Genomic DNA, 16,267 nt, shown 5'->3' on the forward strand with positions numbered 1-16,267 from the left:
CATTAAGGGGGTGCAAGGCGGGGGGCGAGCGGCTACATATGCAGCCGACAAACCTTTCAACTCTGGCTGACGAGGAGGCACCGCCATGCGGGCCGAGATCGAAGCGGCCGCCGGCGAGATCAGAGAATCGCTGGCGCTGCTGAGGAGGCATCTTTGACTGGGACAATGCACTGCGGCGTCTCGACGAACTGAACAACCTCGCCGAGGATCCCAAGCTTTGGGACGATCCGGCGCGGGCCCAGACCATCATGCGCGAGCGTACCCAGCTCGACACCTCCGTTGCGGGCTATCGCTCGCTGGAGCGCGATCTGTCCGACAGCCTGGAACTGATCGAGATGGGCGAGGCGGAGGGGGATACCACCGTCGTCGCCGATGCGGAGGCCCAGCTCTACGGCCTGCGCGACCGGGCCAACAAGCTGCAGATCGAAAGCCTGCTGTCGGGCGAGGCCGATGCCAACGACTGCTTCGTCGAGGTGAATGCCGGCGCCGGCGGCACGGAGGCCCAGGATTGGGCGCTGATGCTGATGCGCATGTACACCCGTTGGGCGGAGCAGCACGGCTACAAGACCGAATGGCTCGACGAGACGCCGGGCGAAGAGGCCGGCATCAAGTCGGCAACCGTGCAGATCAAGGGCCACAACGCCTATGGCTGGCTGAAGACCGAGGCCGGCGTGCACCGTCTGGTGCGCATCAGCCCGTTCGACAGCCAGGCGCGGCGCCAGACCAGCTTCGCCGCCGTCTCGATTTCCCCGGTGATCGACGACAAGATCGACATCGAGATCAACGAGAAGGACTGCCGCATCGACACCTACCGTGCGTCGGGCGCCGGCGGCCAGCACATCAACAAGACCGACTCGGCGGTGCGCATCACGCACATCCCGACGAACATCGTGGTGAGCTGCCAGCAGGAACGGTCGCAGCACAAGAACCGCGCCAAGGCGTGGGACATGCTGCGCGCCCGCCTGTACGAGCGTGAGCTGAAGATCCGCGAGGATGCCGCCGCTGCGCTGGAGGCCACTAAGACCGACATCGGCTGGGGTCATCAGATCCGCTCCTATGTCCTGCACCCCTACCAGATGGTGAAGGATCTGCGGACGGAGGTGGAGACCTCGCAGAGCCAGGCGGTGCTGGACGGTGCGCTCGATCCCTTCCTGGAGGCGGCACTGGCCTCCCGCATCAAGGGGCAGAGCGACGACGCCCACGCCGCCGGGGGCTGACCGGTCGGAACGTCAAAAGGGCGGCCGCTTGCGGCCGCCCTTTTCGATTCGGCGGGTTTTGGGAATGGCCTTCTTTGGAATGGAAGGGTGGGCTCGGCTGTTTCACAGGCTGCAACTCCAACGATCCGGAGCAATCAATCCATGAACAGACTTCTTCTTCCGGTCCTTTGCGCCGCCATGCTGCTGGCGACGCCGGCCTTCGCCGCTTGCGAAACGGACAATCTGCCGGACGAGATGCGCCGCGCCTTCATCTCCGGCGCCCAGGAAGCGCTGAACGATCATGGCTTCAATGCCGGGTCCGTGGACGGAAAGATGGGATCGCGCACCCGCACGGCGATCCGTTCCTACCAGCGCGCGGCCAAACTGCCGGTGGACGGCTGCGCCACCCAGGGGCTTCTCGACCACCTTAACTTCAGCCAGCCCAAGATCTACGGGCCCAACAAGCCGCGCTGACGTGGCGGACTGGTCTCAGGCCAGCATGTCGAGCAGGTGCTGGCTGTTCTCCTGCGTCGCCTTCAGCACCTTGGCGTTCGCAGCGAAATCCACCTGGGCGGAGGTCAGGTCGAGCACCACAGCCGGGTCCAGGTTGCCGGAGGCAATCTGCTCCGACGCCGCCTCGGTGCGGGCCTGGGCGTCCTGCAGTCCGTCGACGGCGCTGGCCTGTGGCCGGTAGGGCGTGGCGGAGGTGGCCGATCCGATGTCCATGGCGCGCTGTCCGGCTGGTTGAAACGCAAGGATAGCGGGGCAGGGGTTTAGGGTTGGTGAATCGGGTGGATGCGCCGAAGCGGCCTTACCCCGCCAGCCAATCCGCCAGCCGGTCCAGGAAGGCCGTGACCTCCGCCGGATCGTGCAGGCTCCAGGTCGCTGCCGTCTCCGCCGGCCCCTCCATCACCCGGATGCCGATCCCTCCGCCGTATCCCCGCTCCGCCAGCGTGCGGAAGGCATCCTCGTCGGTCTCGTCGTCGCCGATGTAGATCGGCATGGTGATGGCTCCTTCCAAACCCAGCGCGTCCAGCAGGGCGAGAACCGCGCGGCCCTTGTCCCAGGGCAGGTTGGGGCGAAGCTCGAACAGTTCCTTGCCGCCGGTCATGCGCAGGCGTGGCTGGGCCTCCACCACCGCACGGACTGCATCGGCGACCATGGACTTTTCGGGTGCAGCGACCTGACGGGTGTGGATGGCGATGGCGAAGCGCTTGCGTTCCACCAGGGCGCCGGCAATGCCGTCGAGCCGGCCGTGCAGACTCCGTTCGGCGATGTCGAGATCGGCGACATACTCCACGCCGACCTGCCGGCGCAGGTCCGGCCCGCGCAGATCGAAGCCATGGCTGCCGGCATAGACCAGCCCGTCCACCGCCACCATCGCGGTCAGATCGTCGAGGTCACGCCCGCTGACGAAGGCGACCGGGCAGAGCGCCGACAGCCGCCGGACCACCATGCGCGCCTCGGCGGGCATCACCGCCAGTTCAGGACGCGGCGCGATAGCAGCCAGCGTGCCGTCATAATCGAGGAAAAAGGCGGGGGTGCGGCCGCCCAGCGATGCGGCGAAACTGTCGAACTCCGCGAATGCGGATGGGGGGGGAAGGGTCAAGACGGGATCCTCGGAACCACTGCCTGTCGGAATGAGGCGGCGGACCGGGGCCGGAACGCCTCGGCTATGTAACGGGCGGTACGCGGAAGCGGCTCGCGTTTCAATCAAAGGAATGGATCGGATGTGGCCGATCCGCAACAGATCTGTCCAAAAGCTGCGGCCCCGTACAGGGGCCGCCTTTGGGGGTTGCGGGCCCCCCGGGTTCTGGTACTGTTGCAGTGCAGCAAGCGATTGCTGCTTCGCCCTTCTTGGGCGTTTCCTCCCTAAACTCAAGGCCGCTGTTTCCAGCGGCCTTTTTCTTGCCAGAAAGCGCCCAGGGAAGGCAACCCCTTACAAAAGTCATAGCGCTGCGATTTTCTGGCGCAAAACCCTGCATTGCAGGGATTGCCAAGCCGACGGGCAGGGCCGGCGCTTGATGCCGGCGGTGCGGAATTTCAGGAAAAATCTTTTTTTCGCATAGGGTTGCCCTTGCCGGTCGGGCCTGCCCGACGGCCTGTGTCTGGCCGGGCGTTCAACGCGCCGGCTTTGTCCGCATGCCGGAATTTTTTTGCCCATCGCCGTCGGATCGGGTGGGGGAGTGAAAAACCGCCGCAGGGGAACGGAAGCACTGCCGCCGGACTGCGAACTGTCGTATAGATCGGAGCGAAACGCCTATCCGCCGTCATCCACAGGAGCCGTTCCCATGGACATCGCCATCATGGTCCTCGCCGTCGCCTTCTTCTTCTGGCAGACCATCACCGATTGATGCAGGCACCGACCGGGCGGGTCTCCGCCGGTCAATCGAATGAAGAAGGGCGGTCCTGTCGGGCCGCCCTTCTTCATGTCGCGCTCATATCGCTTGAGTCCCGTCGCCGATCGGTGGGAGTGACCGTCAGTCGGCAGCGATGGGCGGTTCCAACCGGGCATGGGCGGATGCGATCAGTTGAAGCGTCTCCATGATCGACCCGATGGCTTCATGCAGGTCAGCCTGTTCTTCGCCGGGCAGGGTGGCCAGCACAGTCTCCAACTCGACAGCCGCGTCCTGCAACCGTGCGCAGGCATGCTCCAGATGGCGGCTGGTGCCCTGGACGGCAGTCTGGTCATGGTTGGCGGAGTCATTTGCAGAATGCAAACGCGCCGCTGGTTTCCCGGCCCGCGTTGCGTTCCGGTTTGCAAAATGCAAATGAACGCTGTTGCCCGTGGCCCGCGTCCCCAATTTCTTCCGCATCATGGGCGTACCCCCGTTCGGTCTGACCGGAGAATGCGCAAGTCCCGTGCCATCCTGTGACCGTTGGTTGCGGTCGCTTTCCCGAAAGTGGTGGTGTGATGCGGGTGCGGTTCGGTTGGACCTGGTCAGCCGGGCCAAAGGCGGGCGGCGCCGCGCATCCCGCTTTCCGCACCATGGCGGGCGACCGCCATCCGGGTGCGCGGTTGGGCCGCCAGCGACCAGGCGCCCCAGCGCCGCGTCACCGCCTCGCACAGGCCGGGCAACGCTGACAGGCCGCCGCCGACCACCACCATGTGGGGGTCGAGCAGGTTCAGCACCGGCGCCAGCGCGCGGGCCAGGGCATCGGCATGCCGGGCCAGGGTGCCGGCCGCGGCGGCATCGCCGGCTTGGGCGCGGGCGGCGATCTCCGGCGGCTCCAGCGCCTCGCCGGTCAGATGGCGGTGCAGGCGCGACAGCCCGGCCCCGCACAACATGGTTTCCAGGCAGCCTGTCTTGCCGCAGCCGCAGGACGCCGGCGGGCCATCGGCCTCCTCGCGCCAGGGAAGCGGCGCATGCCCCCATTCCCCGGCAAGCCCGTTGGCGCCCGGCAGAATGCGGCCATCGACGACGATGCCGCCGCCGACCCCGGTGCCGAGGATGACGCCGAACACCACCGACCCTCCTCCCGCCGCCGCCCCGTCGGTTGCCTCCGACAGGGTGAAGCAGTTGGCGTCGTTGGCGATCCGCACCGGCCGGCCGATCCGCCGCGCCGCGTCGGTGGCAAAGGACTGTCCCTCAAGCCAGGGCAGGTTGACCGCGCGCACCCGTCCGGCGGCGGCATCGACCACGCCGGGCAGACTGATGCCGATTCCCCCGTTTCCCGCCGGGTTCAGGGCGGCCACCGTTTCCGCCAGGGCGTTCAGTGTCCCATCATAGCTGCGCGGTGTAGGGCAGCGGTGGCGGGCCAGCTCCGTCCCATCGCGGTCCAGCGCCACGGCGGCGATCTTGGTGCCGCCCAAATCGATTCCGACTCGCATGCCTGTCGCCGTCCGGATGGTGGGGAATGACCGATTTTCGCGGGCAACCCTATACCCCTCCCCCGTCCGGCGGACCAGGGTTGCTTTCGTGCCGGAAGGGTCAGTCCACCCACCCCGGAAGAGAGGGGACAACCGCCCTTTGCTCCGTCGGGCCTTGGGGGGCGCATCACTAGAGTCTCATCAGCGCATCCTTCACTGATCGGCGTCTTGAGATGTCCATGGACCGTTCTGCCCCGAAACACTCCTCGCGCGCCCGGCGCGCCGCTCCGGGCCACCACGATCCCGTTTCCGAGCCCGCCGGCGTCACGGCGGCCGAGATCCGCGATGGACTGGTTCTGGCCTTTCTGGCGCGTAAGAGGCTTCTGGTGCTGGTCGGCGATGCCGGTTCTGGACGTCCTGCCCTGTTCCGCCAGCTGGTCGAGCATATCGACGCCGACGGCGCCATGGTGCTGCCGGTCGCGGCGTCGATCGGTGCGGAGATCGAGGATCTGGTCGCCGCCGCCGGCACCGGCGCGCTGCCCGATCTGGTTGCGGGAGGAGACGGCGAGGCCGATTTCGACACGCTGATCGCGGCGCTGGAGGAACGGCTGGAGCTTGCCGGGTCCGGGCTGCTGGCGGTCGACAACGCCGCCGTGCTGGCGCCGCCGGTGCTGGCGGATCTGGTCGACCTGACCCGGGCGGAGACGGCGGCTGGCCGCTTCATGCAGGTGCTGCTGTGCGGCACCCCCGAGCTGGAAGGAACGCTGGCGCGCGCCGGGCTGACGGACGAACTGCGCGACATGGGCGTGATCTACCGGATGACGGCGGGCAACGGCCCCGTCGAGCATGTCCGGGAGGTTCCTCCGGCGTCGAGGCCTGCGCCGATGCTGGCGGTTCCCCCCCAGCCCCAGCAAATTCCCGCGCAGTCCGCCGCGCTTCCGCCCGCGAACGACTGGTCGGTCGGGCGACAGCAGGAGCGCTGGCACGACGAGAGCCTCCAGGATGGCCGGGACTGGACCGATCGCGCTGCCGGGCCGGGAAGCTCCGGACCGGGCCAGGGCGTCGCCATGCGCGCGCCGCGCCGGACCGCGCTCTATGCCGGGGCGGCGCTGACAACCCTGGTGTTGCTGGGCGCCGCCGGTGCGGCGATCGCCACCGCGGTGCCGGGTGTCCTCCCCGATCGTGCGCTGGTCACGGTCGAGGAGGGCTGGACCAAGGCACGCGACGCAATCGAGCGGACCGTCCAGGGACTGACCGGGACGGCGCCGACTGACCGGCGGCATGCCGCCGATGTGGCGGCCACGCCCACTCCCGATCTGCCGGCCTCTTCCGCGGTCAACCAGTCAACCGGCCAGCCCCCGGCTCAAGCCACGGCTCAACCCATGGGCCAGCCCACGGTGACGGCCGCCCTCCCTGCGCAGGCGCCTCCCCAGGCACCTTCCCAGGCGACAGTGGTGCCGCCGCCTGCCACCGGCACCCAGACGGTGTCGAAACCGGCGACTGCCGTTCCGGTCGAGACCGCGGTCCTGCCGCCGGCCCAAACGCAACCGGCCGCCGCCGCCAAACCTTCCGCGACCGGCGTTACGGAAGCAGCTCCGGGTGTCGCCTCTCTGCCGCCGCTGGAGGATCCGTCGGCGACCGCCGTGGTGCCGGCTGCGCCGTCGCAGGCCGCCGTTCCGGATGCCGATGCCACCCAACGGGTGCGGGCGATGGTCGATCAGGCCCGCCGCCAGATCGCCGGCAAGCGCCTGACCACCCCGCCGGGCGACAACGCCTATGAGACGGTGCAGCGCATCCGCCAGATCGCGCCGACCTCGCCGGAGGCGACGGAACTGCTGACCACCATGACGGACACCTATCGCCGCTGGGCGATGCTGGCCGAACGCGACGGCGACTGGTCGGAGACCAAGCGCTTTTACGAGCGGGCGCAGATGATATCGCCCGACAGCCCAGATCTGGCGGAACGCATCCGCGCGGCGAGCGAGCAGCGGACCTACACCGGTTCCGGCACGGGAACGGCATCCGGCACCGTCCCCGGAAGCGCCCCTGGAAGCTCGGTGGCGCCGGTGAAGGCGGCGCCGGGGCTGGGCGACCGCGAATCGGTCCTTGCCCTGCTGCGCAACCCTGCGGAGCTGTCGCGCACGCTCCAGGCCGGGGCCAACGCCGACACGCGTCTCGACAATGGCAAGACCCTGCTGATGATCGCCGCCGAGCAGGGGCTGGCCGATGCGGTGCGCGTGCTGCTCGACCGCCACGCCCGAACCGACCTGCGCACCTCCGACGGCGCCACGGCGGTGATGTATGCCGCCTGGGGCGGGCATGACGCCGTGGTCCGGGCGCTGGCCGATGGCGGCGCCGACCTCGACACCACCAACAGCGACGGCAAGACCGCGCTGATGGCCGCGGCCGCCCGCGGCCACGAGGATGTTGCGCGCACGCTGATCCAGCGCGGGGTGATGGTCGACCGCACCACCGCCTATGGCTGGTCGGCGCTGATGTACGCCGCCAACAACGGGCACGAGGCGGTGGCGAAGCTGCTGCTCGACAGTGGTGCCAACCCCTACCGCATGGATGCCAACGGCAACTCCGCGCTGACTCTCGGCGCCTTGCAGGGGCATGTCCAGGTGGTGGAGGCGTTGAAGCCGCGCTGATTCTTGCCGGCTGATCCTTACTGGCTCAGCTTTACTGATCAAGGCGGACGGAGCCGCGCCACATCCCGGCGCTCTGTCCGCCGTTGGCGTAGTGGAAGATGCCGGGACCGTCCGGCTGGCCGTCGCGGAAACGCCCGGCGAAGCGGCTGCCGTCGGTGAAGGTCATCACGCCGTAGCCGGACATCAGGTCGCCCGACCATTCCCCCTCGTATGTCTGGCCGTTGACGAAGCGGTAGACGCCGGTTCCCTGCCGGATCGGCCGGCCCAGTGCCGGATTGCTTCCCGAATTCGACGAGGATTGCGCCCAGGCCCCTTCATAACGGTCGCCGCCGGAAAAGCCGTAGCTCCAGTACCGGCTGTCGGGGCGGCTGCGCGCCCGTTCCGCCGCCGTGCGGGCGTCGCCCAGCGCACGCATCGCCAGCTGTTCCGCCTCCACCGCCGCGCCGTCCGGCGTGGAGAAGCCGGTGCCTGGCGCGGCACTGGGGAAGCTGCGCGGCTGTTCGGCCTGGAGCGGGTCGGATTTGCCGGCGGCCGGCGGTTCGACGCCCTGCTCCATACCGGGATCGCCGAAGGACGGGCCGGTCTCGATCGGCCCACGGGCGCGGGCGGCCTGCGGCGACGGGTCGGCCCAGCGGGCGGCGAGCGCGCCCGCCGTGAGATAGCCGGTCCGGCCGACCGAGTCGCGGACGCGCAGCCAGCTTCCCTCCGGCACCGGCTCCAGCACCGTCACGGCGCTGCCGGCGGCCAGTTGGGCGACGCCGCGGGCGCCGACGGCCGGCCGGTCGAACAGGACGCCGGCCTTCGCCATCTCATACGCGCCGGGCGGAAGGCTGGTGGTGGTGACCGCAGGCGGCTCCTTTGTCGGCGTGGTGGCGGAGGGAGCGGGCGACACGGGCGGAGCGTTTTGCGGCTTCGCAGGAGCGGCGGCGACGGCCGGCATGAGCACCAGAGTGCTGCCCAGCCGGTCCTGCAGCCAGGGCAACTGCCGGCCGTCGCTCCGTTCGGCGACCGCACGCGCCACCTCGGCCAGCGAATCGCGGAAGGTGACGCCGGGCTTGACCATTTCGCGCGCCAGGGCGGCGGTGAAGGCATCGGGGCCCTTGCCCGGCTTCGGAGCCACCGGCGGAATGCCCGGACGGTGGGCATAGACGATGAACAGGCCGTCCGCCTCCATCGGCGTGCCCAGCGCGCCGCCGCCCACCCGCTGGGCCAGCGCCTCGGCGACGGCGGGGTCGATCACCACCACCGCCTTGCGCCCGCTGTCACGCAGGTCGCTCAGCAGACCGTCGAGATCCAGCGCGCTGCGTGGCAGATCGTCCGCTCCGGTCGGAGCGGCGTCGGCGGGCAGCAGGAACTCCCGCTCTCCCACCCCGACCGCGAGGCCGGTGTAATAGACGAAGCCGAGTTCGGCCCCCGACAGTGCTTCGCGGAAGCGCTCCAGCGCCGACTCCATGGCGACCCGCCCGACATTGTCGGCCCGCGTCACCGAAAAGCCGGCGCTGCGCAAGGCCGCCGTCATCGCTGAGGCGTTGGCGGCCGCCTGGTCGGAGCGGCTGTCGAGTGCGGTGTAGCGGCCATTGTCGATGACCAGGGCCACGCGCTTTCCGGTTTCCGCCAAGGCACGCCCCCCCTGCATGCCGTCGAAAGGCAGGGCGGCCAGCAGTGCCGCCGTCAGGACGGTCGCCTTGAGGCGGCGCCTCCACCTGCCGGCCGGGCGGCGGTCTGTATGGCTTGCGGTCGGCGTTGCGGTCTTCGTCACGGCGTTCCATCCTTCGTAGTCGCGGCAGCCTCTTGCCATGGAAATGGGCATGAGCCTGTGCGCCGCCCGTTGCCGGGAAGCGTACCGCCGCCGGGAGCATAGCCTTTTCCGCCGTTCGGAAGCGCCGCTCATTCGGAGCGTCGGACGGTGCCGGCGTTACCCCGCGTGGACGAGGGTGCGCTTTGCGCACGCGCCACACCTTGCGATGGCCGCGCGTGAAGCGGCGATGTATCGCTTTCCCTTCGCGGCGAAGCCGCCTATATGACGCTCCTTCGCAGACAACGAGGTTCGCCATGCCGCCCGCCAAGCCGTCCGCCGTCCGGATGTCCGACACCGAAATCGCCCGCGTGCAGATGTACCTGCGCAAGACCCTGGGCAACCCCAAGATCGTGATCGAGCCGCCGGCCAAGGCCGGCCAGTCGGCCGAGGTGACGGTGGATGGCGAGTTCTTCGGCACGCTGAACCGTGACGATGACGAAGGCGAAATCTCCTACGCCCTCAACGTTGTGATTCTGGAAGAGGACCTGCCGGAGCCGCCGGCCATTCCGCGCCGCTGAGCCTTTCGGTCTTTTCCGGTCTTTCGCCCTGGGCCCCCTAGCGGCTGTGAGCGCGAAGCTCCGCCGCCAGGGCGGCCAGCAGGGTCTGCCCGCCCGACAGGGTCAGGCCGCGGACCAGGACGATCGCCTTGTGCCCGCCGCGCCGATGCATGACCAACCGCACGTTTCGGCTGCCCGCGGCCTTCAGTTCCGCCTTCACAGCGTCGTTGGGCGCCACATTGCCGGCGACCAGTGTCATCTCCGCCTTGTGGCGGTACTCGTGCGCCGGATCGATCCAGGCCACGAACAGTGGCTTGCCGCCCACCATCGGATAGATCGCCAGATCCCGGATCGTCTGGTGCGGATGGATTCGCGCGCCGTCCACCGTCAGCCCGCGTTCCGTCACGCCAAGCCGCACGGCGCGGCGCTGCACCGTCTCCGACAGTGTCACCACCCAAAGCAGCAGCACCGGCACCGCGCAGAAGACGGCCAGCCATTGCAGCATTCCGGCCAGCTCGTCGGGCGCCAGACCGGCCCCGGCGATGAAGCCGGTCGCCAGCAGCCCCGCGATCAGCAGATAGCGCGTGCGGATCACCGGGGTCAGCACCGGTGTCGCCACGAACACGGCACCGGCCGCGCTGTCTTCGCGCGTGACTTCCAGACTGGGGAGCGGCTTGGCGGCGGGCATGTTGCGGGCGGACTGGGGGAATGGGGCGTGATCCTGTTCCGGCGGAGTGTCGCCCGTCCAGTTCTTTCGCCCTTGCCTTGAAAATGAACCGGGGGGCGCTAATCTGCGGCGCAGGAGGTGACGCGAGCCGCTTCATGGATGGCGGGACCGGTTTCCCGGCCCCACCAAGTCTGGCTTTACCTGCCCTGGTCCCTGTTGAAGCCCGCTTCCAACTCGAACTTCAGCTTCAATCAAAAGCGGCGGAGCCATTTCAGGAATTTTTTCACTCGCGTCACCTCCTTTCGGTGGTCGTCGGCGCATTGTGCGTGTCCGGCGGCGCGAGAATACGGGGCGCACATGTGTGTACCAATCTCGCTTGGGAAAAGGCCTCCCTTAAAGTTGCGTTACGATTCCCTTGGGCGAGAGGGTTGGGCTTTTGCAACCCTGGTGCCTCGATCAGGGTGATGATAGTTTGCGAGTTGGATGATTTCTGACCAAACCGTCAGGTCCGCTTTCCAATTCCGCACCCTATCCGCCCTGTGAAGGACCGCCGCCCGTGACCTTCCCAAATCCGCTCGATGTCCGGGAGGCGACCGCTCCCCGACAAGGCTCGGACCGGGCCGCTTCTTCGGCCAAGTCCCCAGTGGTTGTCGAGGCGCGCAAACTCTCGCTGGTCTACCCGACGGCGGACAAGCCGGTCACGGCGCTGAGCGAGGTCGAGCTGACCATCGCCCGCGGCGATTTCGTATCGCTGATCGGTCCCAGCGGCTGCGGCAAGACCACCTTGCTGCGCGTCATCGCCGATCTGGAGCGGCCGACCTCCGGCCACATCGCCATCGAAGGCATGACGCCGGAGCAGGCGCGGTTGAAGCGGCTCTACGGCTACGTCTTCCAGGCGCCGGCGCTCTATCCGTGGCGGACGGTTGAGCGCAACGTGATGCTGCCGTTGGAGATCATGGGAATCGCCCGCACCGAACGGCAGGCAAGAGCCCGCGAGCAGTTGGAACGCGTCGGCCTGTCGGGCTTCGAGCGCAAGTTCCCCTGGCAACTCTCCGGCGGCATGCAGCAGCGCGTCTCCATCGCCCGCGCTCTCGCTTTGCAGCCGGACCTGCTGCTGATGGACGAGCCGTTCGGCGCGCTGGACGAGATCACCCGCGACCATCTGAACCTGCACTTGACCCAGCTGTGGCGGGCGACCGGCAAGACCTGTGTCTTCGTCACCCATTCGATCGCCGAGGCGGTGTTCCTCTCCACCCGCATCGTGGTGATGAGCCCGCGTCCCGGCCGCATCCTTGATGTCATCGACTGCGACAGCCTGCCGCGCGAGCGCACGCTGGACATCCGCGAGTCGCCGGAATTCGCCGCCATCGCTCACCGCGTACGCGAGGGGCTGAAGGAGGGGCACAGTTACGATGACTAGGCGTGCGCTTCCCGTCACCGTGATGACGCTGCTGTTGCTGGCGGCCTGGTACGTCGGTGCGGCCTGGCTGAACTGGCCGCAGGCGGTGGAGACGCTGATGCGTGCAAGCAAGCCAACCGGCGTCGCGGATGTGCTGGCCCAGGCCTACGCGATGAAGCGGCCGATCCTGCCCACCCCCGATCAGGTGGTGGTGGAACTGTGGAATTCCCTGACCGGCTACGCGCCGACCAGCCCGCGCAACCTGCTGTTCCATGCCTGGGTGACGGCGGAGGCGGCGCTGACCGGTCTGGCGATGGGCCTTGTTCTGGGCATCCTTCTCGCCGCCGGCATCGTCTACACCCGGACCCTGGAGGCCAGCCTGCTGCCCTGGGTGATCGCCTCGCAGACGGTGCCGATCCTGGCCATCGCACCGATGATCGTCGTCATCCTCGGCAACATCGGGCTGACCGGGCTGCTGCCGAAGGCGGTGATCTGCATGTATCTCTGCTTCTTCCCGATCACGGTCGGCATGGTGAAGGGTCTGCGATCCGCCGATCCGCTGTGGCTCGACCTGATGCGGACCTATTCGGCCGGCGGGCTGCGCGCCTTCTGGTCGCTGCGGCTGCCGGCCTCCATGCCGTTCCTGTTCGCCAGCCTCAAGGTCTCGGTTGCCATCAGCGTGGTCGGTGCCATCGTCGGCGAATTGCCGACCGGCGGTCAGGCCGGGCTGGGGGCGCGGCTGCTGTCGGGGTCCTATTACGGCCAGACGGTACAGATCTGGGCGGCGCTGATCATGGCCTCGCTGCTGTCCGTGGCGCTGATCGCCGTGGTGCGTGGACTGGAGCTGGTCCTGCTGGGCCGGGCGGGGGCGCGATGAGCAATTTGACGAGCGATGAGGCGACGAACCCCTACCGCACCAACCTGCGCAGCGCGGTCGATTGGGGGTTGATCGCCATAGGTCTGCCGATCTTGGCCGGGCTTGCCTTTCCGATCGCCGATCGGAGCGGCGAGCCCGTCGGCTGGTTCGATGGCACGAACGCGCCCTTCTTCCTCGTCGGCTTCGTGCTGGCGGTGATCGCCGCCGCCTTCGCGCCGAAGCGCGTCTGGGGCGCCTGGGTGGAACTGGCCGGCGTGGCCTTCGCCTGGCTTCTGCCCCTCCATCTGATGAATGGCGGGCTGATGCTGTCGGACGCCTGGGGACTGTGGCTGTTCCTGTTTGGAACGATGGTTCTGCTGTGGCGGGTGATGGCGGTGTTTGCCGGCGTGCCGGGCTGGACCCGTTCGGTGCTGGTGCCCGGTCTGTTCGGCCTTGGCCTTCTGGTCGCATGGGAACAGCTGGTGACGGGATTTTCGGTGCCGGCCATCCTTTTGCCGGCGCCATCCCGGATCCTCGTCGCGATCATCCACAACGCCCCGGTGCTGTGGGACGATTTCCGTCAGACGGTCCTGACCTCCGTCCTGCGTGGCTATGTCATGGGGTGCAGTGCCGGCTTTCTGGTGGCAATCCTTGCCGACCGCGTGCCGTTTCTTGCCCGCGGATTGCTGCCGCTCGGCAATCTCGCCAGCGCCATTCCGGTGGTGGGCATCGCGCCGATCATGGTGATGTGGTTCGGCTTCGACTGGCAATCCAAGGCCGCGGTCATCGTCGTCATGACCTTTTTCCCGATGCTGATCAACACGCTGGCGGGCCTCGGCAACTCGGAGCGAATCCAGCTCGACCTGATGCGATCCTACGGCGCCGGCTATGGCACGACGCTGGCCAAGCTGCGGCTGCCCAACGCGCTACCCTTCCTGTTCAACGGGTTGAAGATCAACTCCACCCTGGCGCTGATCGGCGCCATCGTCGCGGAGTTCTTCGGCACGCCGGTGGTCGGCATGGGTTTCCGCATCTCCACCGAAGTGGCGCGGATGAATCTGGACGTCGTCTGGGCCACCATCGCCGTGGCGGCGCTGACGGGTTCCGGCCTTTACGGCGCGCTGGCGGTGCTGGAGCGGGTGACGACGGCTTGGCATCCATCGATGCGTGGACGCTGAGCGGCTCTGGCACGGTCATTGCTTTGATCCCGCCGTTCCAGCCGGGAGGGGAGGTGGGCATGGCCGACATCGTCGTTCTGAAGCATGTCCGCCTGACGCGGGCCTTGCAAGCCATCGAGACGGCCGCGGCCTCGCTCGATGGTGAACTCGTCGCCCTGCGCACCGCTGGGCAGGCCGGTCTGCTGGGCGACCATGCCGAGGAAGCCACGCTGCTGCGCACCTATGTTCGGACCCTGCGCGTCCTGTTGCAGGCAATGACCCCCGACGAGGTGGATGAGGCTGGGTTGAGCGAGCGTCACGCCCTGGCCGAGGCGGCGGTCAGCCGCTGTGCCGTTGCGTTGCGGGTGCTGGAGTTGCCGGCTGGTGGGGGATCGCTGAGCGGCATCGCCTGAACTGGTCTGTTTTGCCTGGGCCTGTCGCGAAGCCGACAGCCCCTTGACGCCTTCCCGCCACTACCATACTGCCGTATGGCTGGGATGCGGAAAGCCTTTCCCCTCTCCGCTGCCGGGACGCCGCGCTATAGTGGCAGGCCCAACGAACAGTCGGACACCACCGACACAGGTGCAGGCACAAAAAGGGCGCGATGAGGCTTCTCGTTTCCGATCTGACCCACTGCTACGACGATCTGACCGTGCTGGACGGCGTCAATCTGACATTGGCGGAGGGCGAAATCCTGGCGGTGATCGGCCCCAGCGGCTGCGGGAAATCGACGCTGCTCGGCATCGCCGGCGGCATCGTCGCCCCCACATCCGGCAGCATCCGGGTCGAAGGGGAGGTGCCGGACGGCTGCCTGAACCCGATCACCTTCATCTTCCAGGACTTCGCCCTGCTGCCCTGGCGCACGGTGGAGGACAACATCGCCCTCGTGCTGGAGCATCACCCGCTCTCCGCCGCCGAGCGGCAGGAGCGGATCGACAGCGGCCTGCGCCGCATGGGGTTGTGGGAGTTCCGCAAGGCCCTGCCCAAGCAGCTGTCCGGCGGAATGCGCCAGCGGGTCGGTATCGCCCGCGCGCTGGCAGTGCGTCCTGCCATGCTGCTGCTGGACGAGCCGCTGTCGGCGCTCGACGCCCAGACGCGCGAACTGCTGATGGACGATTTCCTGGAGCTGTGGCGGCGGGAGAAGACCACCGCCCTCTATGTCACCCACAATCTGGACGAGGCGCTGCGGCTCGCCGACCGTGTCTGCGTGCTGAGCCGCCGCCCCGGCCGCATCCGCGAACTGGTCACCATCGAGGAGGCCCGCGACCGTCGGCAGGAGCCGTCGGCCCAGGCCCATCTTGCCGAAGTGCGCGACCGCCTGTGGCACCTGATGAAAGCCGAGGCCCAGATGGCCGACCGGGAGATCGCCCGTGCCTGACAGCCTGAACCCGTCCGCCGCAGCCGCTGCCTCCGCGATGGACCAGCCCGTCCGCTTCCGTGGCGGCGGTTTTACCGTAAAGCGCCATCCCTGGGCCGCGCTGGCCGCCTTCGCCCTGCTGATCGGGCTGTGGGAGGGGGCTAGCCGCCTCGGCCTCGCCAGCCCGCTGTTCCTGCCGCCGCCGAGCGCCGTCGCCAAGGCGCTGGCCGGCATGGTGGCGGACGGATCGCTGTGGCTGAACCTGAAGGCGTCGCTGGCGCGTATCGCCGTCGGCTGGGTGCTGGGCACGGCGGGCGGCATGCTGGTCGGCTTTGCCATGGGCATCTTCTCCACCGCCCGCGCGGTCGGCGTGCCGCTGGTGTCGGCCTTCTTCCCCATCCCGAAGATCGCGCTCTTGCCGCTGTTCATCCTGTGGTTCGGCATCGGCGAGCCGTCGAAATTCGCCACCATCGGCTTCGGCGTCTTCTTCCCCACCGTCATCGCCACCTACAGCGCCATCGACCAGGTGCCGCGCAACCTGATCCGCATGGCGCAGAGCTTCGGTCTGCCCTGGCGCTCGATCCTGCGCTCCATCGTCCTGCCGGGCGCCCTGCCGGGCATTCTGGCCGGTTTCCGCATCACCGCCTCCATTGCGCTGATCCTGGTGGTGGCGGCCGAGATGATCGGCGCGGAGTATGGCATCGGCGCCTTCGTGCTGATGGCCGGCAACCTGATGCAGACCGACACGCTGCTGGCCGGCGTGCTGGTGCTGTCGCTGCTGGGGCTCGCCATCGGCACGGTGCTGTCGCAGCTGGAGCGGCGCTTGCTCAACTGGCGTTGACCGCCTCATTCCAAGAAACATGAACCATCGATCGGGA

At 68.3% G+C, this 16,267-nt stretch carries 17 protein-coding genes; 11 read left to right on the forward strand and 6 right to left on the reverse strand.

The features are described from left to right. Positions 1–85 precede the first annotated feature (85 nt). Positions 86–1,217, forward strand: a protein-coding gene (prfB, locus tag E6C72_RS06630) for a peptide chain release factor 2 (protein WP_109443775.1) whose coding sequence is annotated in 2 segments (ribosomal slippage) — positions 86–154 and positions 156–1,217 — 1,131 coding nt in all. Because the reading frame shifts where the segments join, the coding sequence is not laid out codon by codon here. Positions 1,218–1,358: 141 nt separating this feature from the next. After that, positions 1,359–1,670: a peptidoglycan-binding protein gene (locus E6C72_RS06635; protein WP_109443776.1), complete on the forward strand. Its 312-nt coding sequence runs from the start codon at positions 1,359–1,361 to the stop codon at positions 1,668–1,670. Positions 1,671–1,685: 15 nt separating this feature from the next. On the opposite strand, the gene E6C72_RS06640 is transcribed toward E6C72_RS06635, so the two are convergent. Next, positions 1,686–1,922, reverse strand: a complete 237-nt coding sequence (locus E6C72_RS06640) for a hypothetical protein (protein ID WP_109443777.1) — start codon at positions 1,920–1,922, stop codon at positions 1,686–1,688. Between the two features lie 85 nt (positions 1,923–2,007). Further along, positions 2,008–2,805 carry a trehalose-phosphatase gene (gene otsB, locus E6C72_RS06645; RefSeq protein ID WP_109443778.1) on the reverse strand — a complete coding sequence of 266 codons (798 nt, stop codon included), beginning with the start codon at positions 2,803–2,805 and terminating at the stop codon, positions 2,008–2,010. A 547-nt stretch (positions 2,806–3,352) separates the two neighbouring features. Between otsB and E6C72_RS06650 the strand changes: the two genes are divergently transcribed. Next, positions 3,353–3,550 (forward strand): hypothetical protein, encoded by a 198-nt coding sequence (locus E6C72_RS06650; protein ID WP_136700687.1) that lies wholly within the window; start codon positions 3,353–3,355, stop codon positions 3,548–3,550. A 126-nt stretch (positions 3,551–3,676) separates the two neighbouring features. Here E6C72_RS06650 and E6C72_RS06655 read toward each other — a convergent pair whose 3' ends face one another. Both E6C72_RS06655 and E6C72_RS06660 read right to left on the reverse strand, forming a co-directional pair. Then, complete coding sequence (locus E6C72_RS06655; protein ID WP_247876024.1) at positions 3,677–3,916, reverse strand: hypothetical protein; 240 nt, start codon at positions 3,914–3,916, stop codon at positions 3,677–3,679. A gap of 221 nt (positions 3,917–4,137) precedes the next feature. Then, positions 4,138–5,028, reverse strand: coding sequence for an ROK family protein (locus E6C72_RS06660; protein WP_109443780.1), 891 nt, complete (start codon positions 5,026–5,028; stop codon positions 4,138–4,140). Between the two features lie 218 nt (positions 5,029–5,246). Here E6C72_RS06660 and E6C72_RS06665 point away from each other — a divergent pair, with 218 nt between their 5' ends. Beyond that, a complete protein-coding gene (locus E6C72_RS06665) occupies positions 5,247–7,658 on the forward strand; it encodes an ankyrin repeat domain-containing protein (protein ID WP_109443799.1) in 2,412 nt (803 codons plus the stop codon). Positions 7,659–7,689: 31 nt separating this feature from the next. On the opposite strand, the gene E6C72_RS06670 is transcribed toward E6C72_RS06665, so the two are convergent. Further along, complete coding sequence (locus E6C72_RS06670; RefSeq protein ID WP_247876025.1) at positions 7,690–9,417, reverse strand: caspase family protein; 1,728 nt, start codon at positions 9,415–9,417, stop codon at positions 7,690–7,692. A gap of 293 nt (positions 9,418–9,710) precedes the next feature. Here E6C72_RS06670 and E6C72_RS06675 point away from each other — a divergent pair, with 293 nt between their 5' ends. Next, on the forward strand, positions 9,711–9,974 hold the full coding sequence (locus E6C72_RS06675) for a DUF3126 family protein (RefSeq protein ID WP_083897313.1): 264 nt from the start codon (positions 9,711–9,713) through the stop codon (positions 9,972–9,974). A 37-nt stretch (positions 9,975–10,011) separates the two neighbouring features. Here E6C72_RS06675 and E6C72_RS06680 read toward each other — a convergent pair whose 3' ends face one another. Beyond that, on the reverse strand, positions 10,012–10,641 hold the full coding sequence (locus E6C72_RS06680; protein WP_109443782.1) for a hypothetical protein: 630 nt from the start codon (positions 10,639–10,641) through the stop codon (positions 10,012–10,014). Between the two features lie 622 nt (positions 10,642–11,263). Between E6C72_RS06680 and E6C72_RS06685 the strand changes: the two genes are divergently transcribed. From E6C72_RS06685 to E6C72_RS06710, 6 genes are all read left to right on the forward strand, one after another. Then, entirely contained in the window at positions 11,264–12,040 is a 777-nt protein-coding gene (locus E6C72_RS06685; RefSeq protein WP_109443783.1) for an ABC transporter ATP-binding protein, read from the forward strand. Next, positions 12,033–12,896: an ABC transporter permease gene (locus tag E6C72_RS06690; RefSeq protein ID WP_109443784.1), complete on the forward strand. Its 864-nt coding sequence runs from the start codon at positions 12,033–12,035 to the stop codon at positions 12,894–12,896. Before E6C72_RS06685 ends, E6C72_RS06690 begins: the two co-directional genes overlap by 8 nt. After that, on the forward strand, positions 12,893–14,053 hold the full coding sequence (locus E6C72_RS06695) for an ABC transporter permease (protein WP_247876026.1): 1,161 nt from the start codon (positions 12,893–12,895) through the stop codon (positions 14,051–14,053). The genes E6C72_RS06690 and E6C72_RS06695 overlap by 4 nt, the downstream gene beginning before the upstream one ends. A gap of 59 nt (positions 14,054–14,112) precedes the next feature. Next, the gene (locus tag E6C72_RS06700) at positions 14,113–14,445 is read left to right on the forward strand and encodes a hypothetical protein (RefSeq protein WP_109443785.1); all 333 of its coding nucleotides are present in this window, start codon (positions 14,113–14,115) and stop codon (positions 14,443–14,445) included. Between the two features lie 191 nt (positions 14,446–14,636). Further along, positions 14,637–15,410 carry an ABC transporter ATP-binding protein gene (locus E6C72_RS06705; RefSeq protein WP_109443786.1) on the forward strand — a complete coding sequence of 258 codons (774 nt, stop codon included), beginning with the start codon at positions 14,637–14,639 and terminating at the stop codon, positions 15,408–15,410. Beyond that, positions 15,403–16,230 (forward strand): ABC transporter permease, encoded by an 828-nt coding sequence (locus E6C72_RS06710; protein ID WP_348981191.1) that lies wholly within the window; start codon positions 15,403–15,405, stop codon positions 16,228–16,230. Before E6C72_RS06705 ends, E6C72_RS06710 begins: the two co-directional genes overlap by 8 nt. Positions 16,231–16,267: the final 37 nt, after the last annotated feature.

Origin of the sequence: Azospirillum sp. TSH100 (assembly GCF_004923295.1) — a bacterium.
GTDB lineage: Bacteria > Pseudomonadota > Alphaproteobacteria > Azospirillales > Azospirillaceae > Azospirillum.

Excerpts from the sequence above, each read along its gene's own strand:
- E6C72_RS06660 (WP_109443780.1), bottom strand. The coding sequence starts at position 5,028 with ATGCGAGTCGGAATCGATTTGGGCGGCACCAAGATCGCCGCCGTGGCG.
- E6C72_RS06705 (WP_109443786.1), top strand. The coding sequence starts at position 14,637 with ATGAGGCTTCTCGTTTCCGATCTGACCCACTGCTACGACGATCTGACC.
- E6C72_RS06640 (WP_109443777.1), bottom strand. The coding sequence starts at position 1,922 with ATGGACATCGGATCGGCCACCTCCGCCACGCCCTACCGGCCACAGGCC.
- E6C72_RS06695 (WP_247876026.1), top strand. The coding sequence starts at position 12,893 with ATGAGCAATTTGACGAGCGATGAGGCGACGAACCCCTACCGCACCAAC.
- E6C72_RS06680 (WP_109443782.1), bottom strand. The coding sequence starts at position 10,641 with ATGCCCGCCGCCAAGCCGCTCCCCAGTCTGGAAGTCACGCGCGAAGAC.
- E6C72_RS06635 (WP_109443776.1), top strand. The coding sequence starts at position 1,359 with ATGAACAGACTTCTTCTTCCGGTCCTTTGCGCCGCCATGCTGCTGGCG.
- E6C72_RS06675 (WP_083897313.1), top strand. The coding sequence starts at position 9,711 with ATGCCGCCCGCCAAGCCGTCCGCCGTCCGGATGTCCGACACCGAAATC.
- E6C72_RS06700 (WP_109443785.1), top strand. The coding sequence starts at position 14,113 with ATGGCCGACATCGTCGTTCTGAAGCATGTCCGCCTGACGCGGGCCTTG.
- E6C72_RS06690 (WP_109443784.1), top strand. The coding sequence starts at position 12,033 with ATGACTAGGCGTGCGCTTCCCGTCACCGTGATGACGCTGCTGTTGCTG.
- E6C72_RS06665 (WP_109443799.1), top strand. The coding sequence starts at position 5,247 with ATGGACCGTTCTGCCCCGAAACACTCCTCGCGCGCCCGGCGCGCCGCT.